The sequence below is a fragment of the Curvibacter sp. EU05-FHT14A10 genome, assembly GCF_058791075.1.
Genome location: NZ_JBYTDE010000013.1, coordinates 155982 through 174380, shown reverse-complemented (window position 1 = coordinate 174380; position 18399 = coordinate 155982). Strand labels below are relative to the sequence as shown.

General features: G+C 66.4%; 20 protein-coding genes. 9 read left to right on the top strand and 11 right to left on the bottom strand.

Annotated elements, in window-relative coordinates; translation table 11 throughout:
• Positions 1-222: 222 nt before the first annotated feature.
• From AC3WUT_RS22535 to AC3WUT_RS22520, 4 genes are read left to right on the top strand one after another with little or no spacing between them, the layout of a single operon-like run.
• Positions 223-726, top strand: a complete 504-nt coding sequence (locus AC3WUT_RS22535; protein WP_492349317.1) for a YiaA/YiaB family inner membrane protein — start codon at positions 223-225, stop codon at positions 724-726.
• Positions 727-763: 37 nt separating this feature from the next.
• On the top strand, positions 764-1216 hold the full coding sequence (locus AC3WUT_RS22530) for a hypothetical protein (RefSeq protein ID WP_492349316.1): 453 nt from the start codon (positions 764-766) through the stop codon (positions 1214-1216).
• An 11-nt stretch (positions 1217-1227) separates the two neighbouring features.
• The gene (locus tag AC3WUT_RS22525) at positions 1228-2031 is read left to right on the top strand and encodes a DUF2145 domain-containing protein (RefSeq protein ID WP_492349315.1); all 804 of its coding nucleotides are present in this window, start codon (positions 1228-1230) and stop codon (positions 2029-2031) included.
• A 60-nt stretch (positions 2032-2091) separates the two neighbouring features.
• On the top strand, positions 2092-3144 hold the full coding sequence (locus AC3WUT_RS22520) for a serine endopeptidase (RefSeq protein WP_492349314.1): 1053 nt from the start codon (positions 2092-2094) through the stop codon (positions 3142-3144).
• 40 nt (positions 3145-3184) lie between these two features.
• Here AC3WUT_RS22520 and AC3WUT_RS22515 read toward each other — a convergent pair whose 3' ends face one another.
• The 6 genes from AC3WUT_RS22515 to AC3WUT_RS22490 all read right to left on the bottom strand — a co-directional run bounded on the left by AC3WUT_RS22515 (position 3185) and on the right by AC3WUT_RS22490 (position 7786).
• A complete protein-coding gene (locus AC3WUT_RS22515) occupies positions 3185-4000 on the bottom strand; it encodes a mechanosensitive ion channel family protein (protein WP_492349313.1) in 816 nt (271 codons plus the stop codon).
• Between the two features lie 171 nt (positions 4001-4171).
• Positions 4172-4978, bottom strand: a complete 807-nt coding sequence (locus tag AC3WUT_RS22510) for a mechanosensitive ion channel family protein (protein WP_492349312.1) — start codon at positions 4976-4978, stop codon at positions 4172-4174.
• A 108-nt stretch (positions 4979-5086) separates the two neighbouring features.
• Positions 5087-6259, bottom strand: coding sequence for a tRNA guanosine(34) transglycosylase Tgt (gene tgt, locus AC3WUT_RS22505; RefSeq protein WP_492349311.1), 1173 nt, complete (start codon positions 6257-6259; stop codon positions 5087-5089).
• A 51-nt stretch (positions 6260-6310) separates the two neighbouring features.
• On the bottom strand, positions 6311-6670 hold the full coding sequence (locus AC3WUT_RS22500; RefSeq protein WP_492349310.1) for a hypothetical protein: 360 nt from the start codon (positions 6668-6670) through the stop codon (positions 6311-6313).
• A 286-nt stretch (positions 6671-6956) separates the two neighbouring features.
• Positions 6957-7199: a helix-turn-helix domain-containing protein gene (locus AC3WUT_RS22495; RefSeq protein ID WP_492349309.1), complete on the bottom strand. Its 243-nt coding sequence runs from the start codon at positions 7197-7199 to the stop codon at positions 6957-6959.
• A gap of 14 nt (positions 7200-7213) precedes the next feature.
• The gene (locus tag AC3WUT_RS22490; protein ID WP_492349308.1) at positions 7214-7786 is read right to left on the bottom strand and encodes a DUF2975 domain-containing protein; all 573 of its coding nucleotides are present in this window, start codon (positions 7784-7786) and stop codon (positions 7214-7216) included.
• An 85-nt stretch (positions 7787-7871) separates the two neighbouring features.
• Between AC3WUT_RS22490 and AC3WUT_RS22485 the strand changes: the two genes are divergently transcribed.
• The gene (locus AC3WUT_RS22485) at positions 7872-8498 is read left to right on the top strand and encodes a hypothetical protein (RefSeq protein WP_492349307.1); all 627 of its coding nucleotides are present in this window, start codon (positions 7872-7874) and stop codon (positions 8496-8498) included.
• On the opposite strand, the gene queA is transcribed toward AC3WUT_RS22485, so the two are convergent.
• Positions 8499-9548 (bottom strand): tRNA preQ1(34) S-adenosylmethionine ribosyltransferase-isomerase QueA, encoded by a 1050-nt coding sequence (queA, locus tag AC3WUT_RS22480; RefSeq protein ID WP_492349306.1) that lies wholly within the window; start codon positions 9546-9548, stop codon positions 8499-8501.
• Between the two features lie 99 nt (positions 9549-9647).
• Here queA and recG point away from each other — a divergent pair, with 99 nt between their 5' ends.
• The 4 genes from recG to ubiA all read left to right on the top strand — a co-directional run bounded on the left by recG (position 9648) and on the right by ubiA (position 14450).
• A complete protein-coding gene (gene recG / locus AC3WUT_RS22475) occupies positions 9648-11792 on the top strand; it encodes an ATP-dependent DNA helicase RecG (protein WP_492349305.1) in 2145 nt (714 codons plus the stop codon).
• A gap of 45 nt (positions 11793-11837) precedes the next feature.
• On the top strand, positions 11838-12794 hold the full coding sequence (locus AC3WUT_RS22470; RefSeq protein ID WP_492349304.1) for a LysR substrate-binding domain-containing protein: 957 nt from the start codon (positions 11838-11840) through the stop codon (positions 12792-12794).
• A 148-nt stretch (positions 12795-12942) separates the two neighbouring features.
• On the top strand, positions 12943-13452 hold the full coding sequence (locus AC3WUT_RS22465) for a Dps family protein (protein ID WP_492349303.1): 510 nt from the start codon (positions 12943-12945) through the stop codon (positions 13450-13452).
• A 92-nt stretch (positions 13453-13544) separates the two neighbouring features.
• Positions 13545-14450, top strand: a complete 906-nt coding sequence (gene ubiA / locus AC3WUT_RS22460; RefSeq protein WP_492349302.1) for a 4-hydroxybenzoate octaprenyltransferase — start codon at positions 13545-13547, stop codon at positions 14448-14450.
• A gap of 51 nt (positions 14451-14501) precedes the next feature.
• Here ubiA and AC3WUT_RS22455 read toward each other — a convergent pair whose 3' ends face one another.
• The 4 genes from AC3WUT_RS22455 to glpK all read right to left on the bottom strand — a co-directional run bounded on the left by AC3WUT_RS22455 (position 14502) and on the right by glpK (position 18379).
• Positions 14502-14711 (bottom strand): hypothetical protein, encoded by a 210-nt coding sequence (locus AC3WUT_RS22455; RefSeq protein WP_492349301.1) that lies wholly within the window; start codon positions 14709-14711, stop codon positions 14502-14504.
• Between the two features lie 103 nt (positions 14712-14814).
• Positions 14815-15630, bottom strand: coding sequence for a pyrroline-5-carboxylate reductase (gene proC, locus AC3WUT_RS22450; protein ID WP_492349300.1), 816 nt, complete (start codon positions 15628-15630; stop codon positions 14815-14817).
• On the bottom strand, positions 15627-16823 hold the full coding sequence (locus AC3WUT_RS22445) for an esterase-like activity of phytase family protein (protein WP_492349299.1): 1197 nt from the start codon (positions 16821-16823) through the stop codon (positions 15627-15629). Before AC3WUT_RS22445 ends, proC begins: the two co-directional genes overlap by 4 nt.
• 62 nt (positions 16824-16885) lie before the next feature.
• On the bottom strand, positions 16886-18379 hold the full coding sequence (glpK, locus tag AC3WUT_RS22440; protein ID WP_492349298.1) for a glycerol kinase GlpK: 1494 nt from the start codon (positions 18377-18379) through the stop codon (positions 16886-16888).
• Positions 18380-18399: the final 20 nt, after the last annotated feature.

The window sequence follows — 18399 nt, the reverse complement described above, 5'->3', positions numbered from 1 at the left end:
ATCGGCTGCGATCTTCAAGCGATTTTGAGCGGTGCCTGCCGCTCTCAAAAGGCCACCTTCGGGTGGCTTTTTTCATGGCCGAATGTTTTTTTGTGTTCTGGGGGAAGTATCGAATAACGGTACTTGATGGCTTAACGGTGATCACCGGTAATCAAATTTGATGATTCCAAGAGGAGGCGACGAGATCATTCGCTCATCTTCAACACCACCCCGGAGTCATTCATGTCCTCACGCCAAGCCCCTGTGCCTCACCCAGTCGCCTCTGTGGCGCGCGATTCCCGCGCCTGGCAGTTGCAGGTCTGGGCTTCGTTTGCGCTGGCCATCTCCTTGTGCAGCATCGGCCTGGCCTGGTTGCCGGGCCAGGACCTGGACCGTGCCTTCATGGTGATGGGCTATGTGTTTTGTTTGACGGCCGTGTTGGTTCTGTCCAAGTCGGTGCGCGACCAACAGGCCACGGCGGCGGAATCCCCGATGTGGCGCCTGGTGGTCTGGGGTGGTTTTACCGTGGCCATGGGCCTCACCGGCTGGGGCCTGCTGCGCATGAACATCAGCGAAACCTACAAGGCTTACCTGGGGGTGAGTTGGCTCTATCTGGTGAGTTCGGCCTTCACGCTGGCCAAGACGCTGCGCGATGCCCACGAGGCCTCGCTGGCCCAGGCCCGAGCTGACGCCCGTGCCCAACTGCGCCGTGAAATGCAGCAAGGCCTGGCGCCCGATGCACAGTGAACCGTGAACGGATCTCGATGTCATGCCTGGAGACACCATGAACTCTTCCTCTCTTTTCCAGCGGGTCCGGACTCGCCTGTGCCTGTGCGCACTGCTGGCGCTGGGCACCGGCACGGCTTGCGCCCAGAGCGAGGCTTCGGCGGCCTTGTCGCTGATGCCTCTGGCGTCTGTGGTGGCGGTGGCCGGCGGCGCCTCGGCGGCCGCGGCGCTGCCTGTGGCCTTGTCGGTCGGTGGCGCGGTGCTCACCGTGCAGGCCGTGCAGTCGACGGCGCACGGCACGCTGATGGTGCTGGAGCGGGCCTCGGATGGCGCCCAGGTCAGCCTTCAACTGACGGGCCGGGCGGGGGCTCGGGTGGCTGGCAGCGTGGGGACCGCCGTGGTGTGCAGCGTGATCGGCACCGGCGTCCTGCTGTCGGTGGCCGGTGAACTGTTGGCCTTCGTGCCGAATGCGCTGGGTCGTGCCCTGCTGCATGACGAGCGTGTGTTGTGAAGGGGGTGGTCATGCTGCTGCACCTGAAGATCGCCCGCTGCTGGATCGCCGCCAGCCTGGCCTGCATGATGAACATCGCGCCGGCCCAGGCCGGGCAGGACTGCCAGGACCGGGGCCCGACCGTCGCCACGGTCACCCAGGGCATGGCGCTGGCCGCCCGTGTGGCCCGAGCGCTCGACGCGAGTGGCGCCCGGGTGGTGGTTCTGGGGCGCGCCGGGCAGGACCTCAGTGCCTATGGCCTGCGCTATTCACACCTGGGTTGGGCCTATCAAAGTGCCGATGGTGCATGGCGTGTGCTGCACAAGCTCAACACCTGCGGCACGGCCCGTTCGTTGGTCATGCGCCAGGGGCTGGGCGAGTTCTTTCTGGATGGCTTGTGGCGCTACGAAGCTGTCTGGGCTGTGCCCAGCCCGCAGGTTCAGGCCGCCCTGCTGCCTGGGCTTCAGAACCCGCAGCGCACGGCCTGGCTGCACGAACCGGCCTACAGCCTGGTCAGCTATGCCTGGGGGCAGCGGTACCAGCAAAGCAACCAGTGGGCGATTGAATTTCTGGCCGCGGCCATGGCCCCCGAGGTGCATGACCGAGCCCAAGCCCAGGCCTGGCTGCGTTTGCAAGGTTATCAGCCCACGGTCTTGCGTCTGGGACCGTTGACCCGGCTGGGGGCGCGGGTCTCGCGGGCCCAGGTGGCTTTCGATGACCATCCCCCCGATCAGCGCTTCAGCGACCGCATCGTGACCGTCACAGTGGACTCGGTGCTGGCCTGGCTGCCGCGTGCCGGCCTGGCGGGTGACCCGCAGCGGGAAACCCTGCCTTGAGGGCCAGCCTCGGACCTGTTGCTGCGATCAGAATTCAAGGTGTCAAAAGGGAGTTCCGTCATGTCTCAATCGCTTCGTCTTTCCGAAAAATGGTTTCGCCGTGGCCTGTGGGGGGTGGCGCTGGTCTTTGCCGGCTTTCTGACCGGCCTGGGCAGTGCCATCGTCGATGACCTGCCCAAGGTCGAACGGCACGTTCAGGTTGCTGATTTCATGGACCGCACGGCCACCACCCGGGCGCGCGACCAGCTAAAGCAGGCCCGTCAGGCGCGTGAGGACGCCGCCCAGGCCCTGGAGCAGGCGCGCCTGGCTCACTCGCGCGCCCAGGCCGACAACCAGGCCGCACGCGAAACCTTCAACAACTGGTTGTCCACGCGCCATGCCACAGCCCGACCCGAGCAAGACCCGCAACTGGTGCAGCGCACCCAGGAGCTCGACGGGCTCAAGCAGCGCGAGCGCGAGGCCTTGGCCGTGGTAGAGACGCAGCAGCAGGCCGAACTTGACGCTCGCCAGCACGAGAGCCAGGCCCAGCAGCAACTCAGCGAGCTGGAGCGGGATGCCCAGTCTGGCTGGCAGGCCGCCAGCCGGCAGCAGGAGCTGCGCGTGTTCCTTTACCGCCTGGCGCTCACCCTGCCTTTGCTGGTGTTGGCGGGCTGGTTGTTCGTGAAGCAGCGCCAAAGCAGCGCGTGGCCCTTTGTGTGGGGCTTCATCGGCTTCGCCTTGGTCGCGTTCTTTGTGGAACTGGTGCCCTACCTGCCCAGTTACGGCGGCTATGTGCGCTATGGCGTGGGCATCGTGGTGACGGTGCTGGTGGGGCGTTACGCCATCCTGGCGCTGAACCGTTACCTGGCCGCGCAGCAGGCGGCCGAGGCCGAACCCGATCAGCGACGACGCGATACCCTGGACTACGACCAGGCCTTGCGCCGCCTGGCCAAAAGCGTGTGCCCGGGCTGCGAGCGACCCGTCGATCTGAAGCTGCCGGGCCTGGACTTCTGTCCCCATTGCGGCATCGGCTTGCACGACCATTGCGGCCAGTGTCACACCCGCAAAAACGCCTGGGTGCGCTATTGCATCAGTTGTGGTGCGCCGGCACGGCCACCGCAGCCTTCGCCCTGAGATCGGCCTGCGGAGGGTGCCGATCCGATCCGGCTTTTGCTCAGGCCGCCAGGGTGCGATGCGCCACCGGGGTCTCGGGCACCGGGTAGCCCGCGGCACCAAAGGTGGCCACCACGGCCTTGTGGGTGTCGAAATACACCTGCCAGTAGTGGTCGGTGTGGGTGTAGGGGCGCACACAGAGCAAGGGGCCCTCAGGGGTGAACTGCAGGATCTCGACATCGGGGGCAGGCGTGGCTGCCACGTTGGGGATGCTGCTCACGGCGGCCTTCAGGCGGTTGATGGCGTCTTGCACGTCCACCCCGTTGGCCACTTTGGCCACGCAGTCCACCCGCCGCACCGGCAGCGTGCTGAAGTTCTGGATGGTGTCCGAGAACACCTTGTTGTTGCCCACGATCGTGACCACGTTGTCGGGGGTGACGATGGTGGTGCCGAACAAGCCCAGTTCGCGCACGGTGCCGGTCACGCCGCCCGCGCTGACGAAATCACCCACCTTGTAAGGTCGCAGCACCTGCAGGAACACGCCGGCCGCAAAGTGCGTCAGCAAGCCGCCCCAGGCGGTGCCGATGGCCAGGCCCGCGCCAGCCAGCAGGGCTGCAAACGAGGTGGTGCTGACGCCGAAGATGTCCAGGATGGCCATCACCAGCACGATGTTCAGCAACACCGTGAGGATGGATTTCAGGTACTCGGCGAGGGTTGCGTCCACTTTGCTGCCCCGGGCCAGCACCGTGCCCAGCAGGCGCACCACCAGGCCAATCAGCCAGCGGCCGACGATCCAGGCCGCGATGGCCCCCAGTACCTTGAGGCCAAAATCGGCCCCCTGTGTGTTCAAGAAATGCCAGATGGCTTCTGTGTTCATGTTGGCGAACCTCCTGCGCGCAGCTTACTTTTTGTAGCGTTTCTGGAGCGCGTCTGGGCTTCGCGAAAGTGCCTGGAACCGTCAAAAGTTGGCAGATAAGCAAGGGTTGCTTGCATTTGAGCGACGAAGGCGCGGACCTGGCACCGGTCTGGCCTCGGAAGCCACCGCGAATCATCCCTCGCGCACACGCAGGGGTTTTTCAGGGACCGGGTAGCCTGCGTCGACCATGGCGCCCAGCACCACACGATGGGTGTCGTAAAACACCTGCCAGTAATGGTCGGTGTGGGTGAAGGGGCGCACGTTCAACACCGGGCCTTCGGCGCTGAATTCGGCGATGCCGATCTCGGGCGGCGGTTCGGTGCAGACATGGGGCACGGTCGTCAGCGCGGTACGGATGCGGGCCATGGCCTCGTCCGCGTCGACGCCATGGGCCAGCTTGAGCTGGCAGTCCACCCGGCGTGCCGGCAGCGCACTGTAGTTGCGGATCACCTCGGAGAACACCTTGTTGTTGCCCACCAGGGTCAGCACCTGGTCGCTGCTGATCAACTGGGTGTTGAACAGTCCCAGTTCGCTCACCCGGCCGGTGATGCCGGCCAGGTTCACGTGGTCGCCGACCCGGTAGGGCCGCAGCACCTGCAGGAACAGGCCGGCGGCAAAGTGGCTCAGCAGGCCGCCCCAGGCTGCTCCGAGGGCCAGGCCGGCACCGGCCAGCAGCGCCGCCAGCGAGGTGGTGCTGATGCCGAAGATGTCGAGGATCAGCACCACCAGCAGGGCGTGCAGCAGACCTTTGCTGATGGAGGTCAGGTACTGGGCCAGGGTGGGGTCCATGTGGCCGCGCAGCAGGGCCAGTCGGATCACGCGCGTGAGCTGGCTGATCAGCCAGCGCCCGGTCACCCAGGTGGTGAGTGCGCCAAGGACCTTCAAGGCCAGCTCCAGGCCTTGGGTGGTCAGAAACTGCCAGACGACTTCGGGGTTCACGGGGCTCTCCTTCCAACTGCGGGCTGGGCAGCATAGGGAGCCTGGGCAGAAGGCTGGTTAGCGCATGACACGGGCGGTAAGCAATTGCTGCTGTCGCCCAGAGCGGGTTCAGACCCCGCGGGCGCGCTCGGTCTTGAAGCGGGCGCGGAAGGCCGTGAACTGGCCCTGGTCCAGCGATTCGCGCACCTCGCGCATCAGGTTCAGGTAGTAGTGCAGGTTGTGCACGGTGGTCAACATGGGGCCCAGCATCTCGCCGCAGCGATCCAGGTGGTGCAGGTAGGCGCGGCTGAAGCCCTCGCGTCCGCCGTCGGCCCAGCTCACGCCCGAGGTCCCGGCGCAGGCATAGCAGGTGCAGGTGGCATCCAGCGGCTGCGGGTCGCTCTTGTGGCGGGCATTGCGCAGCTTCAGGTCGCCATAGCGCGTGAAAATGGTGCCATTGCGTGCGTTGCGGGTCGGCATCACGCAGTCGAACATGTCCACGCCCTGGGCCACGCCCTCGACCAGGTCTTCCGGTGTGCCCACGCCCATCAGGTAGCGCGGCTTGTGGGCCGGCAGGCGGTGCGGGGTGTGGGCCATGATGCGCAGCATCTCGTCCTTGGGTTCGCCCACACTGACGCCGCCCACCGCATAGCCCGGAAAATCCATCTCGACCAGGGCCGCCAGCGACTCTTCGCGCAGGTTCTCGAACATGCCGCCCTGCACGATGCCGAACAGGGCGTTGGGGTTTTCCAGCCGGGCAAATTCGGTCTTGCAACGCTGGGCCCAGCGCAGTGACAGCTCCATTGAGCTGCGCGCTTCACGCTCGGTGGTCAGGTGGCCCTTGGTCTCGTAAGGCGTGCATTCATCGAACTGCATCACGATGTCGGAGTTCAGCACGGTCTGGATCTGCATGCTGATCTCAGGCGTGAGAAACAGCTTGTCGCCATTCACCGGGCTGGCGAACTTGACGCCTTCTTCGCTGATCTTGCGCATGGCCCCCAGGCTCCAGACCTGAAACCCACCCGAGTCGGTGAGGATGGGCTTGTTCCACTTCTCGAACTGGTGCAGGCCGCCAAAGCTTTGCATCACATCCAGGCCCGGACGCATCCACAGGTGAAAGGTGTTGCCCAGGATGATCTGCGCGCCCATGTCTTCGAGGCTGCGGGGCATCACGCCCTTGACCGTGCCATAGGTGCCCACGGGCATGAAGATGGGCGTTTGCACCACACCGTGGTTCAGCGTGAGCGTGCCCCGGCGCGCATGGCTGTCGGGGTCGGTGGCGAGGAGGTCGAAATTCAGCATGGCGGGGATTGTAGGAGGGGTGGGGCGCCAGGGGGGGCGCAACGCCTGGCCTCAGGGGCAATTGCTGGGCAGCGCCAGGCGGGGGGCCGGCCCGTCGGGCAGGGGGCGATCGGGCGGCGGCAGCCGCACGCAATAGGTGCCCAGTGGGCCCTGCACCCGTGCCAGCCGGCCACCGTCGCCGCGATCGCTTTCCTGAAGGCTTGTCGTGCCCGGGGCTAGGCTGGGGCCTGGCGCTGCAAAGCGATCCGGAAAGGGGTGCCCGTCGCCGTGCTGCTGTTGCCAGCGGCGCTCGCGTTGCAGGCTGTTGGCCAGGGCCTCCGAACTGAGCCGCAGGGCCTGGGGGCGGGTTTGAGGGGCCGATTCGGGCGTCGGCCGCAGGGGCTCGGTGCTGGCTGGCGTCAGGGTCGCCATTGAAGAAAGCGTTTCGGTCCGCTCTGCGGTCGGCGGTGAGGGCGTGATCGTTACCGTGGCGGGCGGCCCATGCGCCGTCGTGCGGCTCGCCCGGCTTGATTTGTTCAAGGGGGCTGGTGGTGACGCCGCGGGTGCTTCGGCAAACCATCGTGCCTGCATCACGATGGGGGCGGCCTGTGGCAGCGCGGGGGCAGGGTCCGAGGGGCCCTGCCACGCCAGGAGCAGCAGCCCATGCAGCAAGACGGCCAGGCCGACGGCCCAGGCGGTCTGGCGCGATGGCCGGTGTTCAGTCGCTCGCGGCATCCGCCTCGGTGCGTTCCTCTGAGCCCGGCGACCAGGCCAGCAGATCACCCGGCTGGCAGGCCAGGTAGTCGCAGATGGCGGCCAGGGTGTCGAAGCGCACGCCCTTGACCTTGCCGCTTTTGAGCAGGGACAGGTTGGCCTCGGTGATGCCGATGTGGGCGGCCAGGTCGCGTGACTTCACCTTGCGACGCACCAGCATTTCGTCCAGTTTGACCAGGATGGGCATGGGCTGTACCCGTCTCAGACGAAGGCTTCGGTTTCGGCCTTGAGCCGCTGGCCCTCGGCCATGACCTGGGACAGCAGGCGCATCAGCAGCCCCAGGATCAGCAGGCTGATCTCGAAGGAGCCCAGTGAGACCGTCACGATGCCGCCGTGCTGCCCCGAGGCCAGCCACGACAGCAAGGCCGTGACCCCTGCGCCGTAAAGCACGCTGAGCACCGCCATGGCCATCAGGCCCTGGCCCAACTGCCTGAAGCCGCACACCACCTGAGCCGAGAACACCTGGCCGTCGATGAAGGCGGCGCAGATGCGGCGCAGGCTCAGAAGGCTGAGGGCCAGGGCCGCCAGCGGCAGGCACTCGAGGCCCAGCCCGGCCAACTGCCAGGGCCAGCTCAGGCTGGAGGGCGGCTTCAAGCCTGCCAACTGGGCCTGCAAAGGCAGCAAAAGGCTGTGCCAAGGGCTGTCGCCACCTTGACCCAGGCCGATCCAGCGGGCCACGGAAAACCCGAGTCCCAGCAGACCACAGGCCCAGGTCAGGCCGTTGAGCAGGCGCGAGAGGCGTTGGAAGGCCGGGGATTGGAGCGTGTTGTTCATGGGGTGTAGACAGGCATTAATTTCTGTAAAACAATAATATTTTGTTGATTTGCAGAAATTTAGTCAAACCCTGAGAGGTATGCTTATGTCTTTTGTGCGTCTTTGTGTGCCGCTTGGGCGGGCTTTTTCAGTGGCCTTGCTGGTGCTGGGGTTGGCCGGCTGCGGCAGCGTGCCCTTGGCCTCGTTGTGGAAGTTGCGGGCCTTGCAGCTGGAGGAACTGGACCCTGGCGCCGTGCGTGCGGCCCTGGTGGCGCCTGCGTCCTTGCGCCTGAGCCCGCTTTCCATGACCCTGGACGTGACGGTGGCCCGCGAGCTGCCCCCCGTGAACGGGCAGGCCGCCTGGGAGACGCTGGAGGAGAAGCTGCCGCTCGAAGAGTTGCGGGGCGCGGCCGAACTCAGTCCCTTGGCGGGCGAGGTGGGCCCAGGGCTGCAGTTGCATGTCTGGCGCATCGCACCGACCAGCCTGGCCCGCCTGCAGGCCTTGCGCAGCCGGGCCCTGGGCTGGAAAGGCAGTGAGGGCAAGCGCCGGCTCGGCCTGGGCCTGGCCTTTGAGGGCTGTCAGCCGCCGGGGGCGTCGCGCAGCCTGCGGGTGAGCACGCTGCTGCGCTTCCAGGCCCAGGGCGAGTACATCGCCGTGCTGCGCGATGCCGACCTGAGCACCCTGCTGCCGAAGGAGGAGCAGGCCCGGCGCTTCCCGAGCTGTGCCCCGTGATCAGTCGGGCTGGCGCTCCAGCAGCATCGCATCCCCATAGCTGAAGAAGCGGTACCGCTGGTCGATGGCGTGGCGGTACAGGGCCATGATGCGTTCGTAGCCGGCCAAGGCGCTGACCAGCATCATCAGCGTGCTCTTGGGCAGGTGGAAGTTGGTGATCAGCACATCGACCACCTTGAAGGCAAAGCCGGGCGTGATGAAGATCTGCGTGTCGCCCGAGGTCTGGCCCGACTGGGCCCAGGATTCGAGGGTGCGCACGGTGGTGGTGCCCACGGCGACCACGCGGCCGCCGCGCTGGCGGCAGCGCTCCAGGGCGGCCAGGGTCTCGAGCGGCACCTGGTACCACTCGCGGTGCATCTTGTGTTCGGCCAGGTTCTCGGTCTTCACGGGCTGGAAGGTGCCGGCGCCCACATGCAGGGTGACGCTGGCGCGCTCAATGCCGCGCGCGGCCAACCGGGCCAGCAGGGGCTCGTCAAAGTGCAGGGCGGCCGTCGGGGCGGCCACCGCACCGGGGTGGCGGGCGAACACGGTCTGGTAGCGCTGCTCGTCCTCGGCCGAGTCGCCGTGCTCGATGTAGGGCGGCAGGGGCACATGGCCGTGGGCGGCCATCAGGGCATGGGGCTCGCCGCTGAAGCGAAAGCGGAACAACGCGCCGTCCTCATCCGGCCAGCGGCCCAGCAAGGTGGCGCTGAAGCCGCCGACCATCTCCAGCGTGCTGCCCACGGGCGGCTTTTTGCTGACCTTCATGTGGGCCACCACCTCGTGGTCTTGCAGCACGCGCTCAACCAGCAATTCGACCTTGCCGCCGGTGGATTTCTCGCCGAACAGGCGGGCCTTGATCACCTGGGTGTCGTTGAACACCAGCAAGTCGCCCGCGCGCAGCAGATCAGGAAGTTCTTTGAAGATGCGGTCGATGGGCGAGGGGCCGGTGCCATCGAGCAGGCGGGAGGCGCTGCGCTCGGCAGCGGGGTGTTGGGCGATCAGTTCAGGTGGCAGCTCGAAGTCGAAATCAGCCAGGGTGAACGGACGGGATGCGGGATGAAGCGTCATGGTGCTTGAGGGCCTGACAGGCCCGTGCCAAGGTGGAAAAGGCGGAGATTTTCTCACGGGGTGGACGCACAGCTTGAAAGACTGGGTAAAAATACAGTCATGGCCCCCAAGCCCTCCGCCCCACTGCCGTCACCAGCCAAGCCTGCCAAGGCGGATCCAGCCGCTCCGGCCGGGCGTGAACTCTCGCCGCCGCAAAAAGCCCTGCTCAAGATGGGGCTGCGCCGTGACATCGACCTGGCCCTGCACCTGCCGCTGCGCTACGAGGACGAGACCCGCATCACCTTGCTGCGCAACGCCCGCGATGGCGACACGGTGCAGATCGAGGTCACGGTGGTGAAAAGCGAGATCACCATGCGCCCGCGCCGCCAGTTGGTGGTGACGGTGGAGGATGAGAGCGGCAGTTGCGAACTGCGGTTTTTCAGTTTCTACCCTTCGCACCAGAAGACGCTGGCGGCGGGTGCGCTGTTGCGCGTGCGGGGCGAGATCAAGGGCGGCTTCTGGGGGCGGCAGATGCTGCACCCTGCGTTTCGCCTGGCCGGGGGTGAACTTCCCACGGCGCTGACGCCGATCTACCCCACGGTGGCCCAGTTGCCACAGCCCTACCTGCGCCGTGCCGTGCAGTCGGGTCTGATGCGCGCCGACCTCAGCGAGACCATCCCGCCCGAGGTGCTGCAGGGCATCGATTTTCTGCGCCTGTCGGATCTGCGTTCAGCCCTGTCCTTTCTGCACCACCCCACACCGGATGTGTCGCTGGCCGCGCTGGAGGACCACAGCCACCCGGCCTGGCAGCGCCTGAAGGCCGAAGAGTTGCTGGCGCAACAGCTGTCGCAGCTTGAATCCAAGCGCGAGCGGGCGCGTCTGCGCGCCCCGGCGCTGCAGCCCCGGCACCAGCGAGGTGTGCTGTCCTTGCACGAGCAGTTGCTGTCGGTGCTGCCTTTTGCGCTGACGGCCGCGCAGCGCCGGGTGTGTGAGGAAATCGCCCACGATCTGGCGCGTGGCGTGCCCATGCACCGGCTGCTGCAAGGCGACGTGGGCTCAGGCAAGACGGTGGTGGCGGCGCTGGCGGCCGCGATCTGCATCGACGCCGGCTGGCAATGCGCCTTGATGGCCCCGACCGAAATCTTGGCCGAGCAACACTTCGGCAAGCTGGTCGGCTGGCTCGAGCCCCTGCTGGCGCCCCTGGGCAAAAAGGTGGCCTGGCTGGCGGGCGCCCAGAAAAAGAAAGAGCGGGGCGCGGCCCTGGCCCTGGTCGAAAGCGGCGAGGCCGCCCTGGTGGTGGGCACGCACGCGGTGATCCAGGATCAGGTCAAGTTCAAGAACCTGGCCCTGGCCCTGATCGACGAGCAACACCGCTTCGGCGTGGCCCAGCGCCTGGCCCTGCGCAGCAAGCTCGATGACGGCAGCGGGCGTGAGCCGCACCTGTTGATGATGAGTGCGACACCCATCCCGCGCACCCTGGCCATGAGCTATTACGCCGATCTGGATGTGTCCACCATCGACGAACTGCCACCGGGGCGCACCCCCATCGTGACCAAGCTGGTTTCCGACAGCCGGCGCGATGAGGTGGTTGCCCGCATTGCCGATCAAATTGCTCAAGGGCGCCAGGTCTATTGGGTTTGCCCGTTGATCGAAGAGAGCGAGGCCCTGGACCTGAGCAACGCCACGGCCACCCATGCCGACCTCAGCGATGCCTTGCCCGGCGTGATGGTGGGGCTGCTGCACTCGCGCATGCCCACGGCCGAGAAGAAGGCGGTGATGGAACTCTTCACCAGCGGCCAGATGGGCGTGCTGGTCAGCACCACCGTGATCGAGGTGGGGGTGGATGTGCCCAATGCCTCGCTGATGGTGATTGAGCACGCCGAGCGCTTCGGCCTGAGCCAGTTGCACCAGTTGCGTGGCCGGGTGGGGCGCGGCGCGGCGGCATCGGCCTGTGTGTTGCTGTATGCCACCAACGAGAGCGGGCGCCTGGGCGAAACGGCCCGCGAGCGCCTGCGCGCGATGGCCGAGACCGGCGACGGCTTTGAGATTGCCCGGCGCGACCTGGAGATCCGGGGGCCGGGGGAGTTCCTGGGCGCGCGTCAATCGGGGGCGCCGCTGTTGCGTTTTGCCGATCTGGCCACCGACACGGTGCTGCTGGACTGGGCCCGGGAGGCCGCGCCGCTGATGCTGGACCGTTACCCTGAAAAGGCCCAGACGCACGTGAGCCGCTGGTTGGGAGGAAAATCGGAGTTCCTCAAAGCCTGAGGACTGGCCGGGCCCCTTCGGACCCGGCGTGCAGCGAAGACCTTCATGACCCTGACTGAACTCAAATACATCGTGGCCGTGGCGCGCGAAAAGCACTTTGGCAAAGCGGCCGAGGCCTGCTTTGTCTCGCAGCCCACCTTGTCGGTGGCGATCCGCAAGCTCGAAGACGAGCTGGAGGTGAAACTGTTCGAGCGCAGCGCCAACGAGGTCAGTGTCACCCCGCTGGGTGAAGAGATCGTGCGCCAGGCGCAGAGCGTGCTGGAGCAGGCCGCCGCGATCAAGGAAATCGCCAAGCGTGGCAAAGACCCTTTGGCCGGCGCCTTGAAGCTCGGGGTGATCTACACCATCGGCCCCTACCTGCTGCCCGATCTGGTGCGCCAAGCCATCTCGCGCACGCCTCAGATGCCCCTGATGCTGCAGGAGAACTTCACCGTCAAGTTGTTGGAGATGCTGCGCACCGGCGAGATCGACTGCGCCATCATGGCCGAGCCCTTTCCGGACACCGGCCTGGCGCTGGCGCCGCTGTACGACGAGCCCTTCATGGCCGCAGTGCCCAGCACCCATGCGCTGGCTGCGCGCAAGAGCATCACAGCCGAGGAGATGAAGAGCGAGACCATGCTGCTGCTGGGCAACGGCCATTGCTTCCGTGACCATGTGCTGGAGGTGTGCCCCGAGTTCGCCCGTTTTTCAAGCAATGCCGAGGGCATCCGCAAGAGCTTCGAGGGCTCCTCGCTGGAAACCATCAAACACATGGTGGCCGCCGGCATGGGCGTGACCCTGGTGCCTCGCCTGAGCGTGCCCAAGGACGCCCTGGCCCCGCGCACGCGCCGGCGCAAGAGTGACGACGAGGCCCACGTGGTGTACCTGCCCTTTGAAGGCGATGTCCCCTACCGCCGCGTGGTGCTGGCCTGGCGCCGCAGCTTCACCCGTTACGAGGCGATTGCCGCCCTGCGCAACTCGATCTACGCCTGCGAGTTGCCCGGCGTCAAACGCCTGTCGTGATGCCTTGAGCGTTCGTCCTACGTGTACGACCTTCTGGCGCCGTTACATTGAATCCTCTGATTACAAATGGCTTGCCGTCCATCCCCCTGAGCATGGCGGTCCAAGCCCTTGTGGATGGTTTGTTTTTCAACACTGAAGGAGTGACCCCATGGCCAAAGCCCCCCGCAGCACCCCCAAGTCGGTGCCCGCGATCAACATCGGCATCAGTGACAAGGACCGAGCCGCCATTGCGAAGGGCCTGTCGCGCCTGCTGGCCGACACCTACACCCTGTACCTGACCACGCACAACTTCCATTGGAACGTGACCGGGCCGATGTTCAACACCCTGCACACCATGTTCATGGTGCAGTACACCGAACTGTGGAATGCGGTGGACCCGATTGCCGAGCGCATCCGCTCGCTGGGCCATGTGGCGCCAGGCTCGTACGCTGATTTTGGCAAGCTGGCCACCGTGCCCGACGCCCCGGGCACCCCGCCCAAGGCGCTGGAGATGGTGCGCATCCTGGTCACCGGCCACGAAGCAGTGGCGCGCACGGCGCGCGAGCTGTTCCCCTTGGCCGACAAGGCCAGCGATGAACCTACGTCCGACCTGCTGACCCAGCGCCTGACGGTGCATGAGCAGACCGCCTGGATGCTGCGCTCGCTGCTCGAAGAGTGATTTCGCGGTTCTGAACGGTTCCAGGTGGATCCGGCCCGGGGCGGCTTGCTGCGAAAATCGCCACCGCCCTTCTTTGACCGAGTCCGCCCGCGATGACCGCCTCCGCCCCCCCTTCTTCTCCCAAACCGACTCCCGCTTCGTCTTCGAGCCGACTGGCGCTTTACCTCAGCCTGATCCGCTGGGACAGGCCGGCCGGCTGGCTGTTGCTGCTGTGGCCCACGCTGAGTGCGCTGTGGGTGGCCAAGGGCGGCTTCCCGGGCTGGCACCTGCTGCTGGTGTTCACGCTGGGCACCATCTTGATGCGCAGTGCCGGGTGCTGTGTGAACGACGTGGCCGACCGCGGCTTTGACCGCCATGTGAAGCGCACGGCCAACCGGCCTGTCACCTCGGGGGCCGTCTCGGTGCGCGAGGCCCTGGTGGTAGGGGCCGTGTTGGCCTTGGTGGCCTTTGGCTTGGTGCTGACCACCAACGGGCCCACCATCCTGTGGTCTTTCGGTGCTTTGGCGGTCACCTTGTTCTACCCGTTTGCCAAACGCCTGGTGTCCATGCCGCAGGCCGTTCTGGGGGTGGCCTTCAGTTTTGGCATTCCGATGGCCTTCACGGCACAGGATGTGCCTTTGTCGCCACTGGTGGGCTGGTTGGTGCTCAGCAACCTGCTGTGGGTGCTGGCTTATGACACTGAATACGCCATGGTGGACCGCGACGATGACTTGAAGATCGGCATGAAGACTTCGGCCATCACGCTGGGCCGCTGGGATGTGCTGGCCGTCACCGCCTTTTATGTGCTGAGCCTGCTGATTTGGGGGCTGGTGTTGCAAGGGCGCGTGCCGGCGGTCTTTTTGGGTGGGGGGCTGCTGGTGGCCCTGGCCCAGGTTGGCTGGCATGTGGGCCTGATCCGGCACCGAAGCCGGGACGGCTGCTTCAAGGCCTTTCGCGCCAACCACTGGTTGGGCGCGACCTTGTTTGCCAGCCTGTTGCTGGCCGGCTGGCTGGCCTGAATGAAAAGGCCCGCTCGGGGCGGGCCTGTTCGATGCAGAGCGCTTAGGCCCTCAGAAGGTGTGAGCCTTGGCCTTGTGCGCGCTCTTGGCGTGCTTGGCATGCTTGCTCTTGGCCTTCTTGCCGTGTTTGCCGGCTTTTTTGGCATGTTTGCCCGAGGCCTTGGCGCTGTGCGGCGTCTTGGCGGCGGCTTCGGTGCTGGTCAGGGCCAGGGGCATGACCACCAGGGCGGCCGAGAGAATCGCGGTAAGCAGTTTTTTCATGTTGTGTCTTGGTTGGTTGAGGGTTGGCCGCCACGGCACCGTGCCGTATGGCTGCTGGCGCCTTGACGGGGGTATTTTCGCTGAAGTTGGACCGTCGCCAGGTTCAGGCCGCGCCGAATTCATCGCCCAGCTCCTGGGCGCGGGCGCGTGCCTTTTCCATGGCTTGCATGAAATGGGCCTTGACCTGGCTTTCTTCCAGCGAGCACAGGGCGGCGTAGGTGGTGCCCCCCTTGGAGGTGACGCGCTGGCGCAGCACCTCGGGCGGCTCGGTGGAGGCCCGGGCCAGTTCGGCCGCCCCCACAAAGGTGCCGATCGACAGCTTGAGGGCCTGGGCTTCGGTCAGCCCCATCTGGGCGCCTGCCGCCGCCATCGCCTCGATGAAATAGAACACATAGGCCGGGCCCGAGCCCGACAGGGCGGTGACCGCGTCGAGGTGGCTTTCTTCACTCACCCACAGCGAGTCGCCGGTGGTCTGGATCACCTGCTCGACCAGACTGCGGTCGGTCGGGGTGACCGCGGCGCGGGCAAACAGGCCGGTCATGCCTTTGCCCACCAGGGCGGGCGTGTTGGGCATGCAGCGCACCACGCGCTCGGTGCCGGTCCATTGGGCAATGCTGTCGCTGCGGATGCCGGCGGCCACGCTCAGGTGCAGGGCCTGGGTGGTGTGGGCACGCACCGCCAGGGCCGCGTCGCGGAAGGTTTGCGGCTTGACGGCCCAGACCACCAGGGCCGCTGGCGCCAGGCGGGCATCGGCGGTCTCGAAGGCCTGGATGCCGAAATCACGGGCCAGGCGCTCGCGGGCCTCGGCAAAGGGCTCGACGACCAGGATGTCCGAGGCCTGACGCCCCTGCTTGAGCAGGCCGCCAATGATGGCGCTGGCCATGTTGCCGCCGCCGATGAATGCGATTTGGGAGGTCATGAGGGTGCGTCCTGGTATTCGAAAGCTAGAAATTGGGTGATCTGGATCGGGCTGAAATTGTCGTCGCTCAGCACCACCAGGCTGCGCCGCCCGTTGCTCAGGGTAGGCCCCCAGCACAGGCATTCGCTGTTGTCCAGCCGGCTGATGCCGAGGCTGGCAAAGTCAGCGACCAGGGTTTTGGGCGCCACCGGCGCACTGGGCGGCAGGGTGCTGAGGTTCAGCACATCAGGCGCCTGGCGGGTGTCGATGCGGTACAGCGCCAGAGAGACTCCCACCCCCGTCATGTAGGCCCGCTCAAGCAGCAGCAGGTGGTGCTCGTCGGCCATGAGGATCTCGCTGATGCCGTTGTCGGCGGGTGCGCCCGGGGGCAGCGGGCTGCGCGGCACGGCATCGGGCTGGTAGGCAATCTGCCGGTCGGCCTGGCCGGTGCGCAGGTCAAAGCGGGTCAGCCGGCAAGGGCCGCCGCGTTGCCCTGCGGAAGGCAGCGGACCGTCCTGCACCAGCGGGGCTTCCATGGATACCCAGGCGTAGCGGCCACTGGGGCTCAGGGCCAGGCCTTCAAACGCGAGGTTGTTGCGCGGGCCGTGGGCATCGTCGGCACCCAGCTTCAGCACGTCGGGCAGGGTGAACTCACGCAGCAGTCGCCCGTCCAGCGACATTTCGCGCAGCGCGGGCGGCAGGCCGCGGTTGACATCGCCTTCGCTGGTCCAGAGCAGGGTGCCGGTCTCAGGCCGGAATCGGATCGACTCGGGATCGGGGATCTCGGGTCGGCTGGCATCAGCCTGTTTGCGGTTGGGGTAAGTGCGGCCCTGGGCGTCGCGCAGCAGGGTCACGTTCTGGACGGCCAGGCCGGTGATGCCAGCTTCGGACACCTTCATGGCGAGGGTGTAGAAGCGCGCCGGGTGGCGGTCGGAGCGGTCGTCGCTCAGGGCATACCAATGACCGCTGACCGGATCGCGGTCGAGGCCGGACAGGCCTCCCACCGTGGTGTCTTCAAATTTCAGGTGGTAGGGCAGACGCTCTTCGCCCAGCAGGCGCAACTGCGGCCGCAGCCCGGCGTTGCCGGGGCGCAGGCCCAACGGGGTGCAGCCTGGCAGGGCACTGGCCAGCAGAGGGGCAGCGCCCCATTTCAGCCATTGGCGGCGGGACAGTCCCCGGGCGCCCGGAAGGGAGGTGTTACTGGGAAATTTCACGGGCCGAAGTCTAGGCGCTTTTTAAAACGCCTAGCCTGCGGTGGGTGCTGCATCACAGATTTTCAGGTCGCAGTCGCCTGGCGCACGGCTCGTTCCCAGTGGGCGATGCGTTCGGTGGCCTGGTCGCGCGCCATTTGCGGCACGAAGGTGCGTTCGGCGCGCCATTGTTGGCTGAGTTCGTCCAGCCCGGCGTAAAGGCCCGAGCCCAGCCCGGCCAGGTAGGCCGCGCCCAGGGCCGTGGTTTCGATCACGGCGGGCCGAACCACGGGGATGCCCAGCAGATCGGCCTGCATCTGCATCAGCAGGTCGTTGACGCAAGCGCCGCCGTCCACGCGCAGTTCGGTGACCGGGCTGCCACCGGCGGCCACGGCGTCGCGGCTCATGGCCTCAAGCAGGGCGGTGCTCTGGAAGGCAATGCTCTCCAGCGCGGCGCGGGCAATGTGGGCCAGGGTGGTGCCACGGGTGATGCCGGTGATGGTGCCGCGCGCCTCGGGGTTCCAATACGGGGCGCCCAGACCGGTGAAGGCGGGCACCATCATCACACCGCCGGCGTCAGGCACGCTCTGGGCCAGTTGCTGCACTTCGCTGCTGGACTGGATGGCGTTGAGTCCGTCACGCAGCCACTGCACCACGGCGCCGCCCACGAACACGCTGCCCTCGATGGCGAACTCGGCACGTGGGCTGGCCTGGGCGGCACTGGTGGTCAACAGCCCATTTTGGGAGGTCTGGAAGCGCTCGCCGGTGTGCATGAGCATGAAGCAGCCCGTGCCATAGGTGTTCTTGGCCATGCCGGGGTGGAAACAGGCCTGCCCGAACAAGGCACTTTGCTGGTCACCCGCCACCCCATTGATGCGGATGGCCTGGCCCAGCAGATCGGGGCGCACCAGGCCGAAGTCGGCGTTGGAGGGGCGCACCTCGGGCAGCAGTTGGCGCGGGATGCCGAGCAGGGCCAGCAAGTCGTCGTCCCACTGATTGGTGCGGATGTTGAACAGCATGGTGCGCGAGGCATTGCTGACGTCGGTGACGTGCACGGCGCCGCCAGTGAGTTGCCACATCAGCCAGCTGTCGACGGTGCCGAAGGCCAGTTCGCCGGCCTCGGCCTGGGCCCGCGCGCCGGGCACGTTGTTCAGGATCCATTGCAGCTTGGTGCCCGAAAAATAGGCATCCACCAACAGGCCGGCGCGCTGCTGGATGAGGTCCGAATGGCCTTGTTCGCGCAATTGGGCGCAAGCTGGTTCGGCTCGGCGGTCTTGCCAGACGATGGCGTTGTGGATGGGCTGGCCGGTCTTGCGGTTCCAGACCACGGTGGTTTCGCGCTGGTTGGTGATGCCCAGGGCATGGATGTCACTCGCCTTGAGGCCGGCCTTCTGCAGCACGGCGCGAGCGGTGTCGAGCTGGGTCTGCCAGATCAGCATGGGGTCATGCTCAACCCAGCCGGGTTGAGGGTAGATCTGGGGCAGCTCTTGCTGGGCCTGGGCCACCACATGGCCAAGGGCGTCAAAAACAATGCTGCGTGAGCTGGAGGTGCCCTGGTCGAGGGCCAAGAGGTAGGTCATGTCGGGGTCCTGGAGATCCG